Source organism: Microbacterium aurantiacum (assembly GCF_040532595.1).
GTDB lineage: Bacteria > Actinomycetota > Actinomycetes > Actinomycetales > Microbacteriaceae > Microbacterium > Microbacterium chocolatum_B.
In genome coordinates, this window is record NZ_JBEVYX010000001.1 from 2,258,091 (window position 1) to 2,279,046 (window position 20,956).

Here is a 20,956-nt window from a genome sequence, read left to right on the forward strand (position 1 = left end):
ACCGGGGCTAGGGTGGTCCGGTGCCAGAAGCCGTCATCGAAGCCCGCGACCTCGCGAAGTCCTACCGCGTGAAGGGCAAGCCCGACTTCGTCGCCGTCGACGGACTGAGCTTCGACGTCGCGCCGGGGGAGTCGTTCGGTCTCCTCGGCCCGAACGGGGCGGGCAAGTCGACGACGATGAAGATGATCGGCGCGGTGTCGTCGCGCACGGGCGGATCGCTGTCGATCCTCGGACTCGATCCCGACCGCCACGGTCCCGAGATCCGCTCGCGCCTCGGCGTCGTGCCGCAGCAGGACAACCTCGACGGTGAGCTCAACGCGCGCGAGAACCTCTACATCTACGGCCGCTACTTCGGTCTCCCGGGCCGCGTCTGCCGGCAGAAGGCGCAGGAGCTCCTGTCCTTCGCGCAGCTGGACGACAAGGCGACCAGCAAGGTCGATCAGCTCTCCGGCGGCATGAAGCGCCGCCTCACCATCGCGCGCGGGCTCATCAACGACCCCCGGATCCTGCTCCTGGACGAGCCGACCACGGGCCTCGATCCGCAGGCGCGGCACGTGCTGTGGGATCGCCTGTTCCGCCTCAAGGAGCGCGGCACGACCCTCGTCCTCACCACGCACTACATGGACGAGGCCGAGCAGCTGTGCGACCGGCTCGTCGTCGTCGACAAGGGGCGCATCATGGCCGAGGGCACCCCGGCCTCCCTCATCCGCGAGCACTCGAGCCGCGAGGTCCTCGAGGTACGTTTCGGGTCGGACCGCAACGAGCAGGTCGCGGCATCCCTCGGGGGGATCGGCGATCGCGTCGAGGTGCTGCCCGACCGGATCCTCGTCTACGCCGCCGACGGCGAAGCGGCCCTGGAGCAGGTCACCGCACGGGGCCTGCACCCGATCACCTCGCTCGTGCGGCGCTCGAGCCTGGAGGACGTGTTCCTCCGCCTCACCGGACGGTCGCTGATCGAATGAGCGAGACGACCACCGGCGCCACCACCGATCTCAGCCTCGACGAGCTGCGCGCGGAGGCTCTGGCGTGGGGGCGCAGACCCCGTCGCCGCGGTCTCTGGTACGTCACCGAGCACATGGTGCGGGCGATGCGCGCCTACGGCTGGACGATCATCGTCGGCGCCCTCGGACAGCCGATCCTCTACCTCCTCGGCCTCGCGCTCGGTCTCGCGGCCATCATCGACGTGCCCGTGCAGGATGCCGGGCAGACGGTGCCCTACCTCGTCTTCGTCGCGCCGGCGCTCCTCATGACCGCGGCCATCTCGGTGGCGACCGAGGAGTTCACCTACCCGGTCATGTCGGGGTTCAAGTGGCGCCGCTACTTCTTCGGATTCAGCGCGTCGCCGCTGTCGCCCGGGCAGATCGCCGGCGGCGTCGCCATGGGGGCCGCCGCGCGGATGATCGTGACCGTGGCGCTGTACTTCGCGTTCATCGCGCTCTTCTTCGCCGTGCTCCAGCCCGGCGACCTCGTACCGCAGACCGCGTGGCTGGCGATCCCGATCGGCCTGCTCGCGGGCCTGTCCTTCGGCGCCCCGCTCATGGCCTACGCCGCCTCGATCATCGACGACAAAGGGCAGTTCGCCCTCGTGCAGCGCTTCGTCTTCATGCCCATGTTCCTCTTCTCCGGAACCTTCTACCCGATCGCGCTCTCGCCGGCGCCGCTCCAGTGGGTCGCGTGGATCTCGCCGCTCTGGCACGCCAGCGAGCTCGGGCGCGCGGTCACCTACGGCAAGGAGATGAGTGCGGCGATGGCCGGGGTGCACCTCGGCTACCTCCTCGTCCTCAGCGTGGCGGGGCTGCTGCTGGCCCGTGTGCTGTTCGAGCGGAGGCTCGCCCGATGAGCGCGCCGGCATCGCGCGCGGCGACCCTGCAGGCCGAGCCCGCCGGGCGGATGCGGGGCGGCGGCGTGCGCGCCCTGTGGGCGGGCAATCCGCAGGCGGTCGTGCAGCGCGGCCTGCTCGCCGCACGGTCGTCCAGCTGGGCGGTGGTCCTCTCCGGCTTCTTCGAGCCGGTGTTCTACCTGCTCTCGCTCGGCATCGGCTTGGGCGTCCTCATCGGCGATGTGCAGACGAGCGGCGGCGCCGAGGTGCCGTACGCCGCGTTCATCGCGCCGGCGCTGCTCGCCGTCTCGGCGATGAACGGAGCGATCTACGACTCGACGTGGAACGTCTTCTTCAAGCTCAACTACGGCAAGCTCTACGAGGGCATGCTCGCGACCTCGCTCGGACCGCTCGACGTCGCCCTCGGCGAGATCATCTACGCGCTGCTGCGCGGCCTCGTCTACGCCACCGGATTCATGATCGTCATGCAGGTGCTGGGGCTGAACCTCGCGCCGACCGCGATCCTCGCTCTGCCCGCGGTGGTGCTCATAGCCTTCGGGTTCGCGAGCGTCGGCATGGCCGTGACCAGCTACATGAAGACGTTCCAGCACATGGACTGGATCAACCTGGTGCTCCTGCCGATGTTCCTCTTCTCGGCCACGTTCTACCCGATCACGGTCTACCCCGACTGGGTGCAGGGCGTGGTGATGGCGTTCCCGCTGTGGCACGGGGTCGAGCTCATCCGGGGCCTGACGACCGGCATCCTGAGCCCGGTGATGCTCGTGCACGTCGGGTACTACCTCGTCATGATCGCCCTCGGGCTGCTGTTCACCACGAAGCGCCTGCGCACGCTGTTCCTCGACTGACGCCCGCGCCGTCTCCGTGCGCAACCGCGGAGATGTGCACGATGACGGATGCCGCGGGGCGATTCCGTCCGCAATCGTGCACATCTCCGTGATCCTGCGCACCCCGCGGGGCGAGCGCGGGTCAGGACGCGCGGTCGGATGCCGGCACGCCGACGTCGTCGGTGTAGTCCAGGTCCTTCGTCTCCGGCGCGAGGATCAGCGCGATGAAGGTGAGCACGCCCATCGCCGACAGGTAGAGCCCCACGAGGACGGGACTGCCGTCGGCGGCGGCCCAGAGCGCGACGGCCACGAGCGGAGCGAGGGCGGCGCCGAGGATCGAGGAGAGGTTGTACGAGATCGCCGACCCCGAGTACCGGACGTTGGTCGGGAAGAGCTCGGGCAGGACCGCGCCCATGGGCCCGAAGGTCACGCCCATGAGCATGAATCCGAACACCAGGAACGCCTGCACCAGGGCGCCGGTGAACTTCGGGTCCGACTCGGGGGAGAGGAACACGGTGAACGTGAAGCCGAACACGATGATGAGCGCGGTGACGCCGAGCAGGAGGCGCCGGCGTCCGATCGCGTCCGCGACAGGGCCCGACAGCATCGTGAAGATGCCGAAGAACACCACGCCGATGATCTGCATGATGACGAAGTCGGTGTACCCGAAGCCGAGGCCCGGCACGTAGGAGCTCGCGTCGAACGGGGTGCCGGCGGCCTCGGCGGCGGCGCGCGCCCCCTCGGTCGTCGCGGTCGTACCGTACGAGAGGGTGAAGCTCGTCATCAGATAGAACAGCACGTATGTCGCCAGCATGATGAACGTGCCGAGCACGAGGTGCTTGAAGTGACGGCGGATGACGGTCCCCAGCGGGAACTTCCGGATCGCCCCCGACGATTCGGCCTTCACGAAGGTCTGGGACTCGACCAGCCGCAGACGCACCCAGAGGCCCACGATCACCATGACCGCGGAGAACAGGAACGGCACACGCCACCCCCAGGCGAGGAACTCCTCCGAGCGCTGAGCGGGGCCGTCGGGGTGGGGGAGCAGGAAGTAGATCGCGAGGAAGATCGAGTTGGCGATGATGAAGCCGAGCGGGGCGCCGAGCTGCGGGAAGGTCCCGTACCAGGCGCGCTTGCCGGCCGGAGCGTTCTCGGTGGCCACGAGCGCTGCGCCCGACCATTCGCCGCCGAGCGCGAAGCCCTGGGCGAGGCGCAGGATCAGCAGGAGGAGCGCGGCCCACCAGCCGATGTCGGTGAAGGTCGGGAGGCATCCGATGAGGAACGTCGCGATGCCCATCGTCAGCAGCGATCCGACGAGGGTGGCCTTGCGTCCGAAGCGATCGCCGAAGTGGCCGAAGATCACCGCGCCGAGCGGGCGGGCGACCATCGCGGCGCCGAACACGCCGAAGGACGCGAGGAGCGCGGTGGTGTCGTTCCCCGTCGGGAAGAAGAGGATCGGGAAGACGAGCACCGCCGCGGTGGCGTAGACGTAGAAGTCGTAGAACTCGATCGTCGTGCCCACCAGGCTCGCGGTGATGACGCGCGAGCGGGGGTTTGCGGGAGCGGTGGTCTGCGGGGAAGCGGGGGAGGTGTCCGGCACGGGCGACGAGTCTACGCCCGTGCCGGACAGAGGTTCGACCGCGCGATCAGCGCCAGAGGACGGCGAGCGCGGCATTGACGAACGTCAGGATGCCGATGAGCCAGAACACCGCCGCGGGAACGCCCGTGCCCTTGCGCTGACGGGCCGACCCGATGCCGAGCAGGGCGCCGATCACCAGCAGGATCACGAGCTTCACGGCGATCTTGGTGTAGTTCATCTCGTACGACACGCCCCACGGGGCGGCGAGGGCGAGACCGGCGACACCGGCCACGAGAAGCCCCCAGTTCATCAGCCGCGTGATCTTCAGGCGGCGGTTCACCGCCTCCACGGCCCACGCGCCGAAAAGCAGCGCGAAACCGACGAGGTGGACGAGCACGACGACGTGGCGAAGAGTCTCCATACCCGTCACCGTATTGCCCGCGCCACGCCCGCGCCACCAAGGCGGACCTCAGCGGCCGTCCGCGGCGCTCAGCCGGAGACGGCGCGGATGTCGCGAAGGACCAGAGCGGTGCGGAGCGCGGCGTCCGCCGCCTCGTGCCCCTTGTCCTCGCGCGATCCGGGGAGCCCGGCGCGATCGAGGCCCTGCGCCTCGTCGTCGAGGGTGAGCACGCCGAAGCCGACGGGCTTGCCGGTGTCGAGCGCGACGCGGGTGAGGCCGTCGGTGGCCGCGGACGAGACGAACTCGAAGTGCGGTGTGCCGCCGCGGATGATGACGCCCAGGGCGACGACCGCGTCGGCGCCGGACTCCAGCGCGGCCCGCGCCACGACCGGCAGCTCGAACGATCCCGGCACGCGCACCAGCGACCAGTCCGCACCGGACGCGTCGAGCACACGCGCGGCGCCGGCGATCAGGCCGTCGGAGATCTCGGTGTGCCAGGTGCCGGCGACGACGGTCACCCGCAGGCCCGTCGCGTCAATCGTTCCGGTGCTCTCGGGCGCACCCTTTCCACTCATCGCTCTGCTCCTTCGTGCATCTGAGCCAGCGCGTCGGCGAGGTCGGCGTCGGCGATCACGTGGCCCATCCGGTCGCGTTTGGTCTCGAGGTACTGGTGGTTGTTCGGGCCGACCCCGACGAGCAGCGGAACCTGCTCGACGATGTCCAGGCCCAGCTCGCGCAGCTGCGCGACCTTGTCGGTGTTGTTGGTGAGCAGGCGCACCCGCTCCACCCCGAGATCGGTGAGGATGCCGGCTGCCGCGGCGTAGTCGCGGGCGTCGGCGGGAAGGCCGAGGGCGAGGTTCGCGTCCACGGTGTCCAGCCCCCGCTCCTGCAGGCTGTAGGCGCGGAGCTTGTTGATCAGGCCGATGCCGCGCCCCTCGTGCCCGCGCATGTAGATCACGATCCCGCCGTCGCGGTCGATGCGCTCGAGGGCGGCATCCAGCTGCGGCCCGCACTCGCACTTCAGCGACCCGAAGGCCTCGCCGGTGAGGCACTCGGAGTGCACGCGGACGAGAGGGGCGTCGGCGATGTCGCCGGAGACGACCGCGAGGTGATCGGTGCCGGTGACCCGATCCTTGTAGGCGAGGAAGCGGAACTCGCCGTGGGCCGTGGGGACGCGGGCCTCGGCGCGCAGGCTCACGCGCCGTCGGTGCGCCTGCGCGGCCGCACCGTCGCGGGGCTCGTGCTCGTCGAGGTAGGCCACGAGCTGCTCGATCGTGATCACCGGGACGCCGTCGCGTTCGCCCAGCTCCTCGAGCCCCGGCATCCGCATCATGGAGCCGTCCTCGGCGACGACCTCGGCGATCGCGCCGACGGGGGAGAGCCCCGCCAGCCGCATCAGCTCGACGGCGGCCTCGGTGTGGCCGGCGCGCTCGCGGACACCGCCCTCGACCGCGCGGAGCGGGAGGACGTGGCCCGGACGAATGAGGCTGGAGGGCACCGACTCGGGGTTCGCGAGCACGTTGAGGGTGTGCGCGCGGTCGGCGGCGCTGATGCCGGTCGAGGCGCGATCGGCGGCGTCGACGCTGACGGTGTAGGCCGTGCCGCGCGCGTCCTGGTTGACCTCCACCATCGGCGGGAGATCGAGGCGGTCGGCCCACTCGGCGGGCATCGGGGCGCAGACGAATCCGCTCGACCACCGCACCGTCCAGGCGATCCACTCGGGGGTGGCCAGCTGGGCGGAGATGATGACGTCGCCCTCGTTCTCGCGGTCCTCGTCGTCGGCGACGATGACGGGGCGCCCGGCCCGAAGGGCCTGGAGGGCGTCGGGGATGGTGGCAAGGCTCATGCGGAGCCTCCTTCCGTGGATGCGGCGGCGGCCGCGGAATCGGGGGCCGCGGGGGCGGCGAAGGCCATGAGGCGCTGGACGTGGCGCGCGAGGATGTCGGTCTCGAGGTTCACGCGCTCGCCGACCGCGCGGTCGCCGAGCGTGGTCGCTGCAAGGGTCTCGGGGATCAGGGAGACCTCGAACCAGTCGCGGGGCGCGCCGGGGACGGACACGGCGCTGACGGTGAGCGAGACCCCGTCCACGGCGATCGACCCCTTGTCGACCACGAGTGGGGCGAGTTCAGCCGGCACCGCGATGCGCAGGACCCGCCACTCGGCGCCCGGTCGCACCTCGAGCACCTCGCCGGTCCCGTCGATGTGGCCCTGCACGATGTGTCCGCCGAGGCGCCCGTGGGCGGCGGTCGCACGCTCGAGGTTGACCGCGCGTCCCGCGCCGACTCCCGCGAGCGTCGACATGACGAGCGTCTGCTGCATCACGTCGGCGGTGAACCAGTCCTCGCCGCGGTCGACGACCGTCAGGCACACGCCGCTCACCGAGATCGAGTCGCCGTGACCGGCATCCGACACGGCGCGGGGGCCGCGCACGCGCACGCGCACGCCGTCCCCCGAGGGCTCGACGGCGAGGACTTCGCCGATCTCCTCGACGATTCCGGTGAACATCAGGATCCTTCTCCCTCGTCTGGGTGGGGTGCGTTCGGTCGGGCGACGATCAGGAGGTCGTCGCCGAGGCGCTCGATCCTGACCACGTCCAGGCGGCGGGCCGCGTCGATGGAGGGCACGCCGAGGTCGGTGAGCGCCAGGCGCGATCCTCCGAGGAGGACCGGTGCGAGGTACACGAGGATCTCGTCCACCAGGCCGGCGCGCAGGAACGCGCTGGCGACGGTCGGCCCGCCCTCGACGAACACGCGGTGCACGCCGCGCTCGCGGAGGTCGGCAAGCGCCGCGTCGAGATCGCCGTCGTACTGGAGGAAGGGCTCCGGATGCCGGCGGAGCGCGGCGTCCTTCGAAACTTCGGAGCGTCCGAGCACGACGGGGATCGGCTGATGCGGGCGCAGCGTGCCGTCCTCCTCGCGCGCGGTCAGTGACGGATCGTCCGCCCGCACGGTGCCGGTGCCGACGACGATCGCGTCGGCGCGCCCGCGTCGGCGGTGCACATCCGCCCGGGCCTCGGGGCCGGTGATCCACTGGCTCGTCCCGTCGTCGGCGGCGCCGCGTCCGTCGAGGCTCTGCGCCCACTTCACCGTGACGTGGGGGCGGCCCAGGCGCTGGACGGCGAACCACGACTCGAGCAGGTCCGCCGCCTCGGCCCGACGGACGCCCTGCTCGACCTCGACACCCGCCGTGCGCAGGCGCTCGGCGCCGCCCGCGGAACGGGGGTTGGGGTCGGCGACGGCGTAGACGACGCGAGTGACGCCGGCCTCGAGGAGGGCCTCGCTGCAGGGACCGGTGCGACCGGTGTGGTTGCAGGGCTCGAGGGTCACCACGGCCGTGGCGCCTCGGGCCGCGTCAGCCGGCAGGTGCGACAGGGCGTCGACCTCCGCGTGCGGGGTCCCGGCGCCGCGATGCCATCCCTCGGCGATGATGTTGCCGTCGGGGGAGAGCAGGACGGCGCCCACTTGGGGATTGATGCCGCGTGGACCGTTGCGGGCGATGTCGAGCGCGCGACGCATGGCGTCGTGCTCGATGGTGGTCGCCGTCATCTCGTTCCCCTTCGCCGTCGCGGCGCTCGGGGAACGAGGCGACCGAGGGAACGCACGCGTCGCGCGGCCCTCGTGCTGCCTCCTATCCGGACTCGCGAGGCCTGGGCCTCGCATCACCGTCGGTTCCGGATTTCCACCGGATCGGCCCGAGTCGTCCTCCCCGAGGGGAAGGTGACGCGGGTTCGCGGACTGTCACCGCCGGTTCGGATTCTCACCGACCCCGGAGCACGTTGATCTTTCTCGAGTGTAGTCAACGTGCGTCGGGGCGATTCATTCCCGTGTCCGCGCGTGACGTTCGACGGCTCACGAGGGCGACGCCGCGGCGCTGCCGGCCAGTTCCCGTGCGGTGGATTCGTCGAGGATGAGGTCGGTGATGAGCCCGGCGCGCAGCGCACCGCGCAGGCTCGGAACCTTCGCGCGTCCGGCCACGATGCAGACCCGTCGGGGCGCACGACGGAGGACGGCGAACGTCGGACCCGTCGCTCGGTCGTTCAGGGGGATGCCGTCGGTGCTGCCGTCGGCGCGATAGAAGACGGTGGCGACGTCGCCCACCACGTCCTCCCGGCTGAGCGCGGCGTAATCGGCGGCATCCAGATACCCGCCCTGGTAGACGTGACTGGGAACCTCGGCGAACGGCGACCCCACGCCGAAGACGGCGAGATCGAGCCCGGCCTGCAGCTCCAGCACCCGGCGGATCGAGCGCTCCCGCCAGAACGCCTGCTTGGTGCGCGGATCGTCGAAGAACGCCGGCACGGGGAACTGGTGCACCTGTGCCTCGAACGCCGCCCCGAAGCGGGTCAGCAGCTCGCTGGCGTACATGATCCCGGTCGTGCGCATGTTGCCGGCGCCGTTGAGCTGGACCACGTCGGTGTTGTGGGTCGTGCGGTGCGGGAGATGACGGCCGACCGCGCCGATCGTCGACCCCCATGCGATGCCGATCCGCTGATTCGAATCGACGAACCCTGCGAGGATGCGCGCCGCGGTCAGGGCCACGCGCTCGAGGCGCTCGACGTCGCTGGTGTGATCGGGGACCGGGACGACATGGGCCGTCACGCCGTGCCGCTCGCGGATCTGCTGCTCGAGACGTTCCGGACCCTCGAGGGGCGAATGGATGAGGATCTCCACCAGACCGCTGTCGCGTGCGTGGCTGAGCAGCCGCGAGACCGAGGAGCGCGAGGTCTTCAACTCGGTGGCGATGGCCTCCATCGTGAGGTCCTGCATGTAGTAGAGCTGTGCGGCGCGGAGGGCATCGCGGGTCTTGCCGGGGATCGCCTCTCGTGTCGGGGACGCGGTCATCTCTCTCCTCATCGCCGCTGCACATACGTGCAGATCGCTTGCAAGTCTGTTCCGGGCGTTTCAGGATGTATTCATCCACATGGTGCGACGCAGCGCAAGGGGCGTCGCCGGCGAAGGAGTAGCCATGAGCGAGGTCACCCCCACCACCCCCGATTCCCGCACGCGTGATGCCGTCCGAGCGATCACAGCCGATCCGAGCGCGGATGTCATCATCGTCGGCGGCGGGATCAACGGGATCGCGACGTTCCGCGACCTGGCTCTCCAGGGTGTCAAGGTGGTCCTCGTCGAGCGCGACGACTTCGTCGCCGGAGCCTCCAGCGCCTCCTCGCACATGATCCACGGGGGGATCCGCTACCTCGAGAACGGCGAGTTCCGCCTGGTCCGCGAATCCGTGGTCGAGCGCAACGCCCTGGTCAAGACCGCCCCGCACTACGTGCGCCCGCTGCCGACGACCGTCCCGATCTTCTCCACCTTCTCCGGCATCCTCTCCGCCCCCCTCCGCTTCCTTACCCACAAGCAGGGCAAGCACACCGAGCGCGGCGCCCTGCTGATCAAGGTCGGCCTGGTCATCTACGACTTCTTCTCCCGCGACGGCGGCGCGGTTCCGCGCCACCGCTTCCACGGCCGCACGCGCACGCTCAGCGAGCTTCCCGCCCTCAACGATCGGGTGAAGTACACCGCCACGTACTTCGACGCGAGCATGCACGACCCCGAGCGTCTCGCCCTCGACGTCCTCTACGACGGACTGGATGCCGGTGACCATGCCCGCGCCGCCAACTACCTCGAGGCCGTCGGCATGGGTCAGGACGGCCTCCGCGTTCGCGACCGGGTGAGCGGGGAGGAGTTCGATCTCACCGCCCCCGTCATCGTGAACGCCTCCGGTCCGTGGACGGACCTCACGAACGAGCAGCTCGGCAAGCCCACGACCTTCATGGGCGGCACAAAGGGCTCGCACATCGTGCTGGACAACCCCGAGCTCCTGGAGGCCACCGGCGGTCGCGAGATCTTCTTCGAACACGAGGACGGCCGCATCGTTCTCATCTACCCGTTGAAGGGTCGGGTCATGGTCGGCACGACCGACCTCGATCACGACATGCGCGAGCCCGCGGTGTGCACCGAGGAGGAGGTCGACTACTTCTTCGACCTCGTCGGCCACGTCTTCCCCGACATCCGCGTCGATCGCGAGCAGATCGTCTACCGGTTCTCGGGCGTCCGCCCGCTGCCCCGACACGACGACACCCAGCCGGGCTTCGTCTCCCGCGACTACCGCATCGAGGAGGCACCGGCCGCGGGTCGCCCCGGCACCACGGTGCTCAGTCTGGTCGGCGGCAAATGGACGACCTTCCGTGCCCTCGGCGAGCAGCTGTCGGACCGCGTCCTCGCGCACCTCGGCCGCTCGCGCACCCGCTCGACGCAGGGCCTCATGATCGGCGGAGCGCTCGGATACCCGCGGACGCAGCGGGCGCGCTCGGCGTGGGTCTCCGACCACGCGGACGGGCGTGATCACGCCCGGGTCGACCATCTCCTCGAGCGCTACGGGACGCGTGCTGCCGCGCTCATCGAGAGCCTCGACGACAGCGACGCCCCCCTGGCGAGCCTGCCCGAGTACAGCACCGGCGAGATCCGCTATCTCGTGGAGACCGAGTACGTCGTGCATCTCATCGATGTGCTCCTCCGCCGCACGAGCGTCGCATTCGTCGGCAAGACGACGATGCCGGCGCTCCGGGAGCTCGCCGACGTCGTCGGCGACGTCCTCGGATGGGATGCCGCGGCCCGCGAGGAGGAGGTCGTCGAGACCGCCCGCATCCTCCGCGACCGTCACGGCGTCGAGCTCAGCGAGGACAGCGTCCTGGCCTAAGACCCCTCGCCCGTCCCACGGCGGGCGAGGACCCCGCCCGGAGGGCGCCGTTCGGCGTGCTCTCCGGCATCCCCTTCCCCCGATCGCGGCACCGATGCCGTGGAAAGAAAGAAGGTCAACGTGGACAATCTCGGGATCGTCTTCATCTCCGAGCTGATCGGCACCTCACTGCTGACACTGCTCGGATGCGGAGTGGTCGCCAATGTGGCCCTGGCGCGCAGCAAGGGTCTCGGCGGCGGCACCCTCATGGTCAACTTCGGGTGGGGCCTCGCGGTCTTCGCCGGTGTGACCGTGGCGTACGTCTCCGGCGCGCACCTGAACCCCGCCGTCACCCTCGGGCTCGTCGCCAACGGCACCACCGAATTCGTCGAGGGCGTTCCGGTGAACGTCCTCTCGGTCCTCACCTACATCGGCGCGCAGCTGATCGGAGCCACCATCGGTGCGGTCGTGGCCTGGGCGGCGTACAAGAAGCACTTCGACGCGGAGGAGGACCCGGCCACCAAGCTGGGTGTCTTCGCCACCGGCCCCGCCATCCGCTCGACCGGCTGGAACCTCGTGACGGAGATCGTCGGTACGTTCGTTCTCGTGTTCGTGGTCATCGGGTTCGGCCGCAACGGCGACCCCTCCGGCCTCGCCGCCCTCGGGGCGCTCCCTGTGGCGCTTCTCGTGGTCGGCATCGGCGCGTCGCTCGGCGGTCCGACCGGGTACGCGATCAACCCCGCCCGCGACCTCGGCCCGCGCCTCGCGCACGCCTTCCTCCCCATCAAGGGCAAGGGCTCCAGCGACTGGAGCTACTCGTGGGTGCCGATCGTCGGTCCCCTCATCGGTGGCGTCGCCGCGGGCCTCGCCGCCATCCCCCTCATGCCGATCCTCGGCTGAGGCATCCTGAACACCATCACCATTCACGACGACAAAGGAGTATCGACAATGGCCGACTACGTACTCGCCATCGACCAGGGCACCACGTCCACGCGCGCGATCATCTTCGACAAGAGCGGATCGATCATCGACAGCGGGCAGCTCGAGCACCGCCAGATCTTCCCGAAGGCCGGGTGGGTCGAGCACGACCCCATGGAGATCTGGAACAACACGCGCGAGGTCATCGGACTCGCCCTCTCCAAGGCGGACCTGACCCGCCACGACATCGCGGCGATCGGGATCACCAACCAGCGCGAGACCGCGGTGGTCTGGGATAAGAACACCGGCAAGCCCGTGTACAACGCCATCGTCTGGCAGGACACGCGCACCCAGTCGATCGTCGACGCGCTCGCGGGCGACGAGGGCCCCGATCGGTTCAAGGACATCGTCGGTCTGCCGCTGGCGACCTACTTCTCCGGCACGAAGATCGTCTGGATCCTCGACAACGTCGAGGGCGCGCGCGAGCGAGCCGAGGCCGGCGACCTGATCTTCGGCACCACCGACTCCTGGGTGCTGTGGAACCTCACCGGGGGCGTCGACGGCGGCGTACACGCGACCGACGTGACCAACGCGTCCCGCACCCTGTTCATGGACCTGGAGACGCTGTCCTGGCGCGACGACATCCTCGAGGCGTTCGGCGTCCCGCGCTCGATGATGCCCGAGATCCGCAGCTCGTCCGAGGTCTACGGACACGCGGAATCCTCGAGCCTCCTCCGGGAGACGCCGATCGCCGGCATCCTGGGCGACCAGCAGGCGGCGACCTTCGGGCAGGCGGCCTTCGAACAGGGCGAGGCCAAGAACACCTACGGCACCGGCAACTTCCTCATCTTCAACACCGACACCGAGATCGTCCGCTCGCAGAACGGGCTCCTCACCACCGTGGGATACAAGCTGGGCGACGAGCCGGCGCACTACGCGCTCGAGGGCTCGATCGCCGTCACCGGATCGCTCGTGCAGTGGCTGCGCGACAACCTCGGCATCATCTCCTCGGCATCCGAGGTCCAGACCCTCGCTGAGACGGTGGAGGACAACGGCGGCGCGTACTTCGTGCCGGCGTTCTCCGGCCTCTTCGCGCCGTACTGGCGCTCGGACGCGCGCGGTGCGCTCGTCGGCCTCACCCGCTACGTCAACAAGGGGCACATCGCGCGAGCCGTGCTGGAGTCGACGGCCTACCAGACCCGCGAGGTGCTCGACGCTGTCAACGCCGACTCGGGCGTGCCGCTGACCGAGCTCAAGGTCGACGGCGGCATGACCGCGAACGACGTGCTCATGCAGTTCCAGGCCGACATTCTGGGTGTCCCTGTGGTGCGCCCCGTCGTCGCCGAGACGACGGCGCTCGGCGCCGCCTACGCCGCGGGTCTCGCCGTCGGGTTCTGGTCGGGACTCGACGACCTGTCCAAGAACTGGCAGGAGGACCGCCGCTGGGAGCCGCGCATGGACGAGGGCGACCGAGAGCGCCTGCTCCGCAACTGGAAGAAGGCCGTCACCAAGACCTTCGACTGGGTCGACGAGGACGTCTCCTGACCCCTCGCCTTCTCCGACCGGCGCGACCTGCGTCCGGGGCGCCCGCGCTGCGGCGTTCCCGAACGCGGGTCGCGTCGGTCATTTGAGGAGGCGGGACAGACGCCGATCGGCGAGGATCTTGCCGCCGGTCTGACAGGTCGCGCAGTACTCCAGGGAGTTGTCGGCGAAGAAGACGCTGCGCACCTCGTCGCCGCACACCGGGCAGGCTTCGCCTCGGCGGCCGTGCACCCGCATGCCGCGCCGCTTGGCGTCCTTGAGCTCGGCGGGCAGCTTTCCGGATGCCGCGGCCACGGCATCCGTCAGCGTCTCGGTGAGCGCGGCGAAGAGGCGATCGACCTCGCCGTCGTCGAGGCCCGCGGCCAGCGCGTACGGCGACATCCGCGCGACGTGGAGGATCTCGTCGGAGTAGGCGTTGCCGATCCCCGCGATGACCGACTGGTCGCGGAGGACGCCCTTGATCTGGGTGCGGCGTCCGGAGAGGAGACCGGCGAAGACGTCGCGTGTGAAGGCGGCATCGAGGGGATCGGGGCCGAGGCGGGCGATGCCGGGGACCTCGTGCGGATCGGTCACGACGTACACCGCGAGGGACTTCTTGGTGCCCGCCTCGGTGAGGTCGAACCCGAAGCCGTCGTCGAAGACGACCCGCAGGGCGATCGGCGTCTTCCCCGGCCGGATCAGCGTGGCCGGGACCTGGTCGTACCACCGGAGCCACCCGGCCTTGGCGAGGTGAAAGACGAGGTGCGGGCCGGAGGTGGACAGGACGACGAACTTGCCGGCACGCTCCACGCCCGTGACCGCCTCGCCGGCGAGGGCGTCGATCGGCGGATCGAATGTCTTCAGCGCCGCGATGGCCGAGACGTTCGCGCGCGTGATCCGATGCCCGGTCAGGCGTGCCCTCAGGACGTCGACCAGGCCCTGAACCTCGGGCATCTCCGGCATGCCGCCATCCTGGCACGACGCCCGCGCGCTGTCGCGGGGTTGACGGACTCCCGCCGCGCGCAACTCCTCAGATCCGGGGGCAACGGGCGCGACACGCCGCGCGCAGGGCTCCCGGGTGCACGTATCGGAGGAGTTCGGTGCGGGCCCGCCGGGGGACGCCGCATCGCCCCCGGCCGCGCGGCACCGCGGTCGGTCGCGACTACCGCCGCGCGCAACTCCTCAGATCCGGGGGCGACGGGCGCGACATGCCGCGCGCAGGGCTGCCGGGTGCACGTATCGGAGGAGTTCGGTGCGGGCCCGCCAGGGCCGCAGCCGGGTCTCGCGCCCGACCGGTGCCCGGGGTCAGCGGCGGCGGAGGAGACCGATCTTGTCGTACACGTCGCCCAGGGTGCGCCCGGCGACCTCGGCGGCGCGGTCGGCGTTGGCTGCCAGCACCCGGTCGAGCTCGGCGGGGTCGTCGAGCATCTCCAGCGCGCGGGCGCGCACGGGACCGAACTCGTTCACCACGACCTCGGCGAGGCCCTTCTTGAAGTCGCCGTAGCCGCGCCCGGCGTACTCGTCCTCGATGGCGGGAATCTGCCGACCCGTCAGCGCCGCGTAGATCACCAGCAGGTTCGACACGCCGGGCTTCTGCTCCCGGTCGTAGCGCACGGCTCCCTCGGAGTCGGTCACGGCCCGCATGATCTTCTTCGCGCTCTTGGCCGGGTCATCCAGCAGCCACAGCACGCCGGCATCCGACTCCGCCGACTTCGACATCTTCGCCGTCGGGTTCTGCAGGTCGTAGATGCGCGCGGTCTCCTGCTGGATGACCGGCATCGGCACCCGGAACGTCTGGCCGTAGCGGGAGTTGAACCGCTCCGCGAGATCGCGCGTCAGCTCGACGTGCTGCTTCTGATCGTCGCCGACGGGCACGATGTCGGTCTGGTAGAGCAGGATGTCGGCGGCCATGAGCACGGGATAGGTGAACAGGCCCACCGAGGTCGCGTCGGTCCCGTAGCGCTGGGACTTGTCCTTGAACTGCGTCATCCGACCTGCCTCGCCGAACCCGGTGAGGGTGGAGAGGATCCACGCCAGCTCGGCGTGAGCCGGCACGTGGGACTGCACGTACAGCGTCGACTTCGACGGCTCGATTCCTGCGGCGATGTACTGCGCGGCGGTGCGTCGCGTCTTCTCGCGAAGCTCGGCGGGGTCGTTCGGCTGCGTCAGCGCGTGCAGGTCGACGACGGAGAAGAACGCGTCGTAGGACTCCTGCAGGTCACGCCACTGCATGAGCGCCCCGATGTAGTTGCCGACCTGGAGGGAATCGGCTGAGGGCTGCATACCGGAGTACAGGCGGGGCTTGGTCACCCGTCAATCCTAGGCGCGACCGGCAGGGTCGACCCGACCGATCAGCCCACGGTGTAGTCGGCGATGACGGGGGAGTGGTCGCTCCAGCGCGTGTCCCAGGATGCCGCACGCTCGACGCGGTAGTCGGTGACGCGTTCGGCGAGCACCGGGCTGGCGAGGTGGTAGTCGATCCGCCAGCCGGTGTCGGTGTCGAACGCGCGGCCGCGCATCGACCACCATGTATAGGGGCCCTCGACCTCGCCGGCGGCGCGTCGCCCGACGTCGACCCATCCGAGACCGGTCCCGCGCTCGCCGTCGACCGTCTCGACCTCCACTCCCTCGGGAGCGAGGAAGCGGTCGAAGTACGCACGTTCCCGAGGGAGGAACCCGGCCTTCTTGCGGTTCCCCTTCCAGTTGCGGATGTCGAGCTCGCGGTGGCCCACGTTGAGGTCGCCCGTGACGAGGGCGAGGGGGGTGGCGGCGGCCATCTCCGGCATCCGCTTCTCCATCGCGTCGAGAAAGGCGTACTTGGCGTCCTGACGGGGGGTGTCGGCTTCGCCGGTGTGCACGTACGCGCTCACCACGGTGACGACCTCGGACCCGACGGTGACGTCGGCTTCGATCCAGCGCCCCGCGGCGTCGACGGCCTCGTCGGAGAACCGGGCCCGGGCGGCGGTCACCGGGGTGCGGGTGGCGATCGCCACACCCGCGCGGCCCTTCGCGAGCGCCTCGTCGCCGACGGTCTCCCACCCCGGGAGCGCGGCGCGCAGCTCGGCCTCGGTCGCCCGTACCTCCTGCAGCGTCACCACATCCACGTAGGCGGCGTCGAGCCACTCGTGCATGCCCTTCCGGGCGGCGGCGCGGATGCCGTTGACATTGACCGAGGCGATGCGAAGGCGGCGAGGCACGACGGACAGCCTAACCGCGGGTCAGGACACCCGATCCCCGGGGTCGTGCTCCGCGCTCAGCGTGTGGACATGTGCGACGTGGGCCGCGTGCCCGCGCATCACCGGCGTCGTCGGTGTCGCGGGCGTCGAGGCCTCGACCTCGGCGAGTTCGGACCGCGCTGCGCGCAGGTGTCGGGCGGTGATCGGTCGGCGGTACCAGGGGGCTCCGGCGTGGGCCTCCTCGGCCGTCCGCAGCCGCACGTGCGCCGCGGTGAGCAGTGCCCGGTGTTCGAGAGCGAGGCGCTCCTCCTCCGAGAGCTCGATGAGCGGCACGTCGTCGTCGGATGCCGCGACGGCGATCCATGCGGCCGCGACGAGGATGATGATCCCGATGATGCGGAACCAGAGCAGGAGCCCCACGAAGATCGCGAAGGTCGCCAGGAGGGGGTTGGAGGGGGTGTAAAGGAAAAGCCATCCGGTGAACAGCTGCAGGACCGTGATCGCTCCGCCGCCGAGCAGGGAACCGGGGATGATGCGGCGCCACCGCAGTGACGTGCCGGTGAGGAAGCGGATGAGGGCGGCGAGGGCTGCGGAGAAGACGAGGAACGAGATGGCGATCGATCCCAACCGCACCGCCACCTCGTACCACCCGGTCGCCTCGTTCCACCCGAAGAGAGTGAAGATCAGCTGCAGCGCCCAGGTGCCGAACGAGGTCGCGGCGAATCCGAGGATGAGCGCGATCGCGAACAGCACGGCCCCGAACAGGTCGCGGCTCTTCAGCATGAAGTAGCTGCGGAGGTCGGGGCGGAGGCCGAAGATGTCGCGCACCGCGCGCCGGGTGAAGGTGACGAAGCCGATCGCGGTCCACAGCAGCGTGCCGAACGCGATGGCGCCGGTGATCGACAGCAGGCTGGTCGATCCCGTCGCGATCGCGGTGACCTGGTCCGGCGTGAAGAGGCCGTCGTCGGAGATGAGACCGGGGATGTAGGAGTTGATCGCGCTGATCATCGCGCCGATCGCGTCTTGGCTTCCGCCGAGCCACAGGCCCAGGATCGCGAAGGCGACGTAGATCCCGGCGAAAGTCGCGAACAGCGCCTGATAGCTGACGCCGGCTGCGAGCAGGAATCCGTTGTGCTGCAGGAAGTGCCGCCACACCCGCACGGGGAACCATGCCAGGGTCCGCTGGGTGATCTCCGTCGCACGGCTGATCGGCTCGTCGAGCCTCTCGCGCAGCTGCTCCTGCGTCGCCTCCCACCGCGCGCGGAGCGTCTGCTCGTGCGCGGCGGCCTCGGCCGCCTCGGCGGCCGCCTCGCGGGAGCCGTCGACGCGGCGAGGTCCGGAACTCACCTCAGCAGACTAGCGACCGCTGAGGACCGCCTGCTTGACCTCGGCGATCGCCTTGGTCACCTCGATGCCGCGGGGGCACGCCTCGGTGCAGTTGAAGGTGGTGCGGCAGCGCCACACGCCCTCCTTGTCGTTGAGGATGTCAAGACGCACGTCGCCGGCGTCGTCGCGCGAGTCGAAGATGAAGCGGTGCGCGTTGACGATGGCGGCGGGGCCGAAGTACTGTCCGTCGGTCCAGAACACCGGGCACGACGAGGTGCAGGCGGCGCAGAGGATGCACTTGGTGGTGTCGTCGAACACCTCCCGATCGACGATCGACTGGACGCGCTCCTTGCCCTTCTCCGGGGTGGAATTGGCGATGAGGAAGGGCTGCACCTCGCGGTAGGAGGCGAAGAACGGCTCCATGTCGACGATGAGGTCCTTCTCCAGCGGCAGGCCCTTGATGGCCTCGACGTAGATCGGCTTGGAGATGTCCAGGTCCTTGATCAGCGTCTTGCACGCCAGGCGGTTGCGGCCGTTGATGCGCATGGCGTCGGATCCGCAGATGCCGTGCGCGCACGAACGGCGGAACGCCAGCGACCCGTCGACCTCCCACTTGATCTTGTGGAGCGCGTCGAGCACACGGTCGGTGGAGTACAGCTCGACGTCGTAGTCGACCCAGCGCGGCTCGGTGTCGGCCTCGGGGTCGAATCGGCGCACGATGAAGGTGACGATGAAGGACTGGATGCCGGTGTCGCCGGCCTCCTCCGGGGCTGCCGGAGCTTCGGTGGTCTCGTCGACGACGGCGAGGCTGGCCATCAGTACTTCCTCTCCATGGGCTGGTAACGCGTGATCACGACCGGTTTCCAGTCGAGGCGGATGTGGTCGTCCGCCTGCGAGGAGTGCGGGTCGCCCGACAGGTAGGTCATGGTGTGCTGCATGTAGTTCTCGTCGTCGCGCTTCGGGTAGTCGTCGCGCATGTGACCGCCACGGCTCTCCTTGCGGTTGCGGGCGGCCACGACGACGACCTCGGCGATGTCGAGGAGGAAGCCCAGCTCGACCGCCTCGAGCAGATCGGTGTTGTACCGCTTGCCCTTGTCGTCGACGTGGATGTTCTTGTAGCGCTCGCGCAGCTCCTCGATCGTGCCGAGCACATCGGTGAGGGACTCCTCGGTGCGGAACACCTGCGCCTTGAAGTCCATCTCGTCCTGCAGCTTCTTGCGCAGAACCGCGATGCGCTCCGTGCCGGTGCCGGCGCGGAGGCCCTCGATCATCTCGCGGACCTCCTTGGCGGGATCCTCGGGGAGGGCGACGAAGTCGGCATCCTTCACGTACTCGACCGCGTAGCGGCCGGCACGCTTGCCGAAGACGTTGATGTCGAGGAGCGAGTTGGTGCCGAGACGGTTCGAGCCGTGCACCGACACGCACGCGCACTCGCCGGCGGCGTACAGGCCCGGGACGACGGTCTCGTTGTCGGCGAGGACCTCCGCCTTGATGTTGGTGGGGATGCCGCCCATCGCGTAGTGCGCGGTCGGCATGACCGGCACCGGCTCGACGACGGGGTCGACGCCGAGGTAGGTGCGGGCGAACTCGGTGATGTCGGGGAGCTTGGTCTCCAGCACCTCGGCGCCGAGGTGCGTGCAGTCCAGGAGCACGTAGTCCCGGTGCGGGCCGGCACCGCGCCCCTCCGCGACCTCCTGCACCATGCAGCGCGAGACGATGTCGCGCGGGGCGAGGTCCTTGATGGTGGGGGCGTAGCGCTCCATGAACCGCTCGCCCGAGACGTTGCGGAGGATCGCACCCTCACCGCGCGCGCCCTCGGTGAGCAGGATGCCGAGACCGGCGAGGCCGGTGGGGTGGAACTGGAAGAACTCCATGTCCTCCAGCGGCAGGCCCTTGCGCCAGATGATCCCGACGCCGTCCCCGGTGAGGGTGTGGGCGTTGGAGGTCGTCTTGTAGATCTTCCCGAAACCGCCCGTGGCGAAGATGACGGCCTTGGACTGGAAGACGTGCAGCTCTCCGGTGGAGAGCTCGTAGGCCACGACGCCGGCGATCTGGGTCTTGCCCGCGGCATCCTTCACCGTGATCAGGTCGAGGACGTAGAACTCGTTGAAGAAGTTGATGCCGAGCTTCACGCAGTTCTGGAACAGCGTCTGGAGGATCATGTGACCGGTGCGGTCGGCGGCGTAGCAGGCGCGGCGCACGGGTGACTTGCCGTGCTCGGCGGTGTGTCCACCGAAGCGCCGCTGGTCGATCTTGCCGTCGGGGGTCCGGTTGAACGGCAGGCCCATGTTCTCGAGGTCGATGACGGCGTCGATCGCCTCTTTCGCCAGGATCTCGGCCGCGTCCTGGTCGACGAGGTAGTCGCCGCCCTTGACGGTGTCGAAGGTGTGCCACTCCCACGAGTCCTCTTCGACGTTCGCGAGCGCCGCGGCCATGCCGCCCTGCGCGGCACCCGTGTGGGAGCGCGTGGGATAGAGCTTGCTGATCACGGCGGTCTTCGCGCCGGGACCGGCCTCGATCGCCGCCCGCATGCCGGCGCCGCCGGCGCCCACGATGACGATGTCGAACTGGTGGTAGTGGACGCCGTCCTTGACGTAGCTGTCGGCGCTGTCGGTGGTCTGGGTGCTCACAGGGAGGATGCCTTCGTTTCGTGCTGCTGCGTCGTCGGGAAGGTGGGGGCGATCAGCGCCGCGA

The 20,956-nt window shown here is 69.8% G+C and carries 19 protein-coding genes and 1 riboswitch; of the genes, 6 read left to right on the top strand and 13 right to left on the bottom strand.

Annotation, left to right across the window (positions count from 1 at the left end; genetic code table 11):
- Positions 1–20: 20 nt before the first annotated feature.
- The 3 genes from ABXJ56_RS10580 to ABXJ56_RS10590 are packed head-to-tail and all read left to right on the top strand — an operon-like array spanning position 21 to position 2,685.
- On the top strand, positions 21–962 hold the full coding sequence (locus ABXJ56_RS10580; RefSeq protein WP_353999628.1) for an ABC transporter ATP-binding protein: 942 nt from the start codon (positions 21–23) through the stop codon (positions 960–962).
- Complete coding sequence (locus tag ABXJ56_RS10585) at positions 959–1,840, top strand: ABC transporter permease (protein ID WP_353999629.1); 882 nt, start codon at positions 959–961, stop codon at positions 1,838–1,840. Before ABXJ56_RS10580 ends, ABXJ56_RS10585 begins: the two co-directional genes overlap by 4 nt.
- Positions 1,837–2,685, top strand: a complete 849-nt coding sequence (locus ABXJ56_RS10590) for an ABC transporter permease (protein ID WP_435404976.1) — start codon at positions 1,837–1,839, stop codon at positions 2,683–2,685. Before ABXJ56_RS10585 ends, ABXJ56_RS10590 begins: the two co-directional genes overlap by 4 nt.
- A gap of 121 nt (positions 2,686–2,806) precedes the next feature.
- Here the strand turns inward: ABXJ56_RS10590 and ABXJ56_RS10595 are convergent, their stop codons facing one another.
- The 7 genes from ABXJ56_RS10595 to ABXJ56_RS10625 all read right to left on the bottom strand — a co-directional run bounded on the left by ABXJ56_RS10595 (position 2,807) and on the right by ABXJ56_RS10625 (position 9,484).
- On the bottom strand, positions 2,807–4,264 hold the full coding sequence (locus ABXJ56_RS10595; protein ID WP_353999630.1) for an MFS transporter: 1,458 nt from the start codon (positions 4,262–4,264) through the stop codon (positions 2,807–2,809).
- Between the two features lie 46 nt (positions 4,265–4,310).
- Positions 4,311–4,664, bottom strand: a complete 354-nt coding sequence (locus ABXJ56_RS10600) for a hypothetical protein (protein WP_053548932.1) — start codon at positions 4,662–4,664, stop codon at positions 4,311–4,313.
- A 68-nt stretch (positions 4,665–4,732) separates the two neighbouring features.
- A complete protein-coding gene (ribH, locus tag ABXJ56_RS10605) occupies positions 4,733–5,218 on the bottom strand; it encodes a 6,7-dimethyl-8-ribityllumazine synthase (RefSeq protein WP_353999631.1) in 486 nt (161 codons plus the stop codon).
- A complete protein-coding gene (gene ribA / locus ABXJ56_RS10610; RefSeq protein ID WP_353999632.1) occupies positions 5,215–6,489 on the bottom strand; it encodes a GTP cyclohydrolase II in 1,275 nt (424 codons plus the stop codon). The genes ribH and ribA overlap by 4 nt, the downstream gene beginning before the upstream one ends.
- Entirely contained in the window at positions 6,486–7,148 is a 663-nt protein-coding gene (locus ABXJ56_RS10615; RefSeq protein WP_353999633.1) for a riboflavin synthase, read from the bottom strand. Before ABXJ56_RS10615 ends, ribA begins: the two co-directional genes overlap by 4 nt.
- A complete protein-coding gene (gene ribD, locus ABXJ56_RS10620) occupies positions 7,148–8,188 on the bottom strand; it encodes a bifunctional diaminohydroxyphosphoribosylaminopyrimidine deaminase/5-amino-6-(5-phosphoribosylamino)uracil reductase RibD (RefSeq protein ID WP_353999634.1) in 1,041 nt (346 codons plus the stop codon). The genes ABXJ56_RS10615 and ribD overlap by 1 nt, the downstream gene beginning before the upstream one ends.
- A gap of 69 nt (positions 8,189–8,257) precedes the next feature.
- Positions 8,258–8,420: riboswitch (FMN riboswitch) on the bottom strand.
- 71 nt (positions 8,421–8,491) lie between these two features.
- Positions 8,492–9,484, bottom strand: a complete 993-nt coding sequence (locus ABXJ56_RS10625; RefSeq protein WP_353999635.1) for a sugar-binding transcriptional regulator — start codon at positions 9,482–9,484, stop codon at positions 8,492–8,494.
- A 124-nt stretch (positions 9,485–9,608) separates the two neighbouring features.
- Between ABXJ56_RS10625 and ABXJ56_RS10630 the strand changes: the two genes are divergently transcribed.
- From ABXJ56_RS10630 to glpK, 3 genes are all read left to right on the top strand, one after another.
- A complete protein-coding gene (locus tag ABXJ56_RS10630; RefSeq protein WP_353999636.1) occupies positions 9,609–11,342 on the top strand; it encodes a glycerol-3-phosphate dehydrogenase/oxidase in 1,734 nt (577 codons plus the stop codon).
- Positions 11,343–11,462: 120 nt separating this feature from the next.
- Positions 11,463–12,221 (top strand): MIP/aquaporin family protein, encoded by a 759-nt coding sequence (locus ABXJ56_RS10635; protein ID WP_353999637.1) that lies wholly within the window; start codon positions 11,463–11,465, stop codon positions 12,219–12,221.
- Positions 12,222–12,269: 48 nt separating this feature from the next.
- Positions 12,270–13,784, top strand: coding sequence for a glycerol kinase GlpK (gene glpK / locus ABXJ56_RS10640; protein ID WP_353999638.1), 1,515 nt, complete (start codon positions 12,270–12,272; stop codon positions 13,782–13,784).
- Positions 13,785–13,862: 78 nt separating this feature from the next.
- On the opposite strand, the gene ABXJ56_RS10645 is transcribed toward glpK, so the two are convergent.
- The 6 genes from ABXJ56_RS10645 to sdhA all read right to left on the bottom strand — a co-directional run bounded on the left by ABXJ56_RS10645 (position 13,863) and on the right by sdhA (position 20,892).
- Entirely contained in the window at positions 13,863–14,723 is an 861-nt protein-coding gene (locus tag ABXJ56_RS10645) for an Fpg/Nei family DNA glycosylase (protein ID WP_353999639.1), read from the bottom strand.
- A 342-nt stretch (positions 14,724–15,065) separates the two neighbouring features.
- Entirely contained in the window at positions 15,066–16,070 is a 1,005-nt protein-coding gene (gene trpS / locus ABXJ56_RS10650) for a tryptophan--tRNA ligase (RefSeq protein WP_353999640.1), read from the bottom strand.
- 41 nt (positions 16,071–16,111) lie between these two features.
- Complete coding sequence (locus ABXJ56_RS10655) at positions 16,112–16,957, bottom strand: exodeoxyribonuclease III (RefSeq protein WP_353999641.1); 846 nt, start codon at positions 16,955–16,957, stop codon at positions 16,112–16,114.
- A 21-nt stretch (positions 16,958–16,978) separates the two neighbouring features.
- Positions 16,979–18,283, bottom strand: coding sequence for a YihY/virulence factor BrkB family protein (locus tag ABXJ56_RS10660; RefSeq protein WP_353999642.1), 1,305 nt, complete (start codon positions 18,281–18,283; stop codon positions 16,979–16,981).
- Positions 18,284–18,292: 9 nt separating this feature from the next.
- A complete protein-coding gene (locus tag ABXJ56_RS10665; RefSeq protein WP_353999643.1) occupies positions 18,293–19,078 on the bottom strand; it encodes a succinate dehydrogenase iron-sulfur subunit in 786 nt (261 codons plus the stop codon).
- On the bottom strand, positions 19,078–20,892 hold the full coding sequence (gene sdhA, locus ABXJ56_RS10670; RefSeq protein ID WP_353999644.1) for a succinate dehydrogenase flavoprotein subunit: 1,815 nt from the start codon (positions 20,890–20,892) through the stop codon (positions 19,078–19,080). The genes ABXJ56_RS10665 and sdhA overlap by 1 nt, the downstream gene beginning before the upstream one ends.
- Positions 20,893–20,956: the final 64 nt, after the last annotated feature.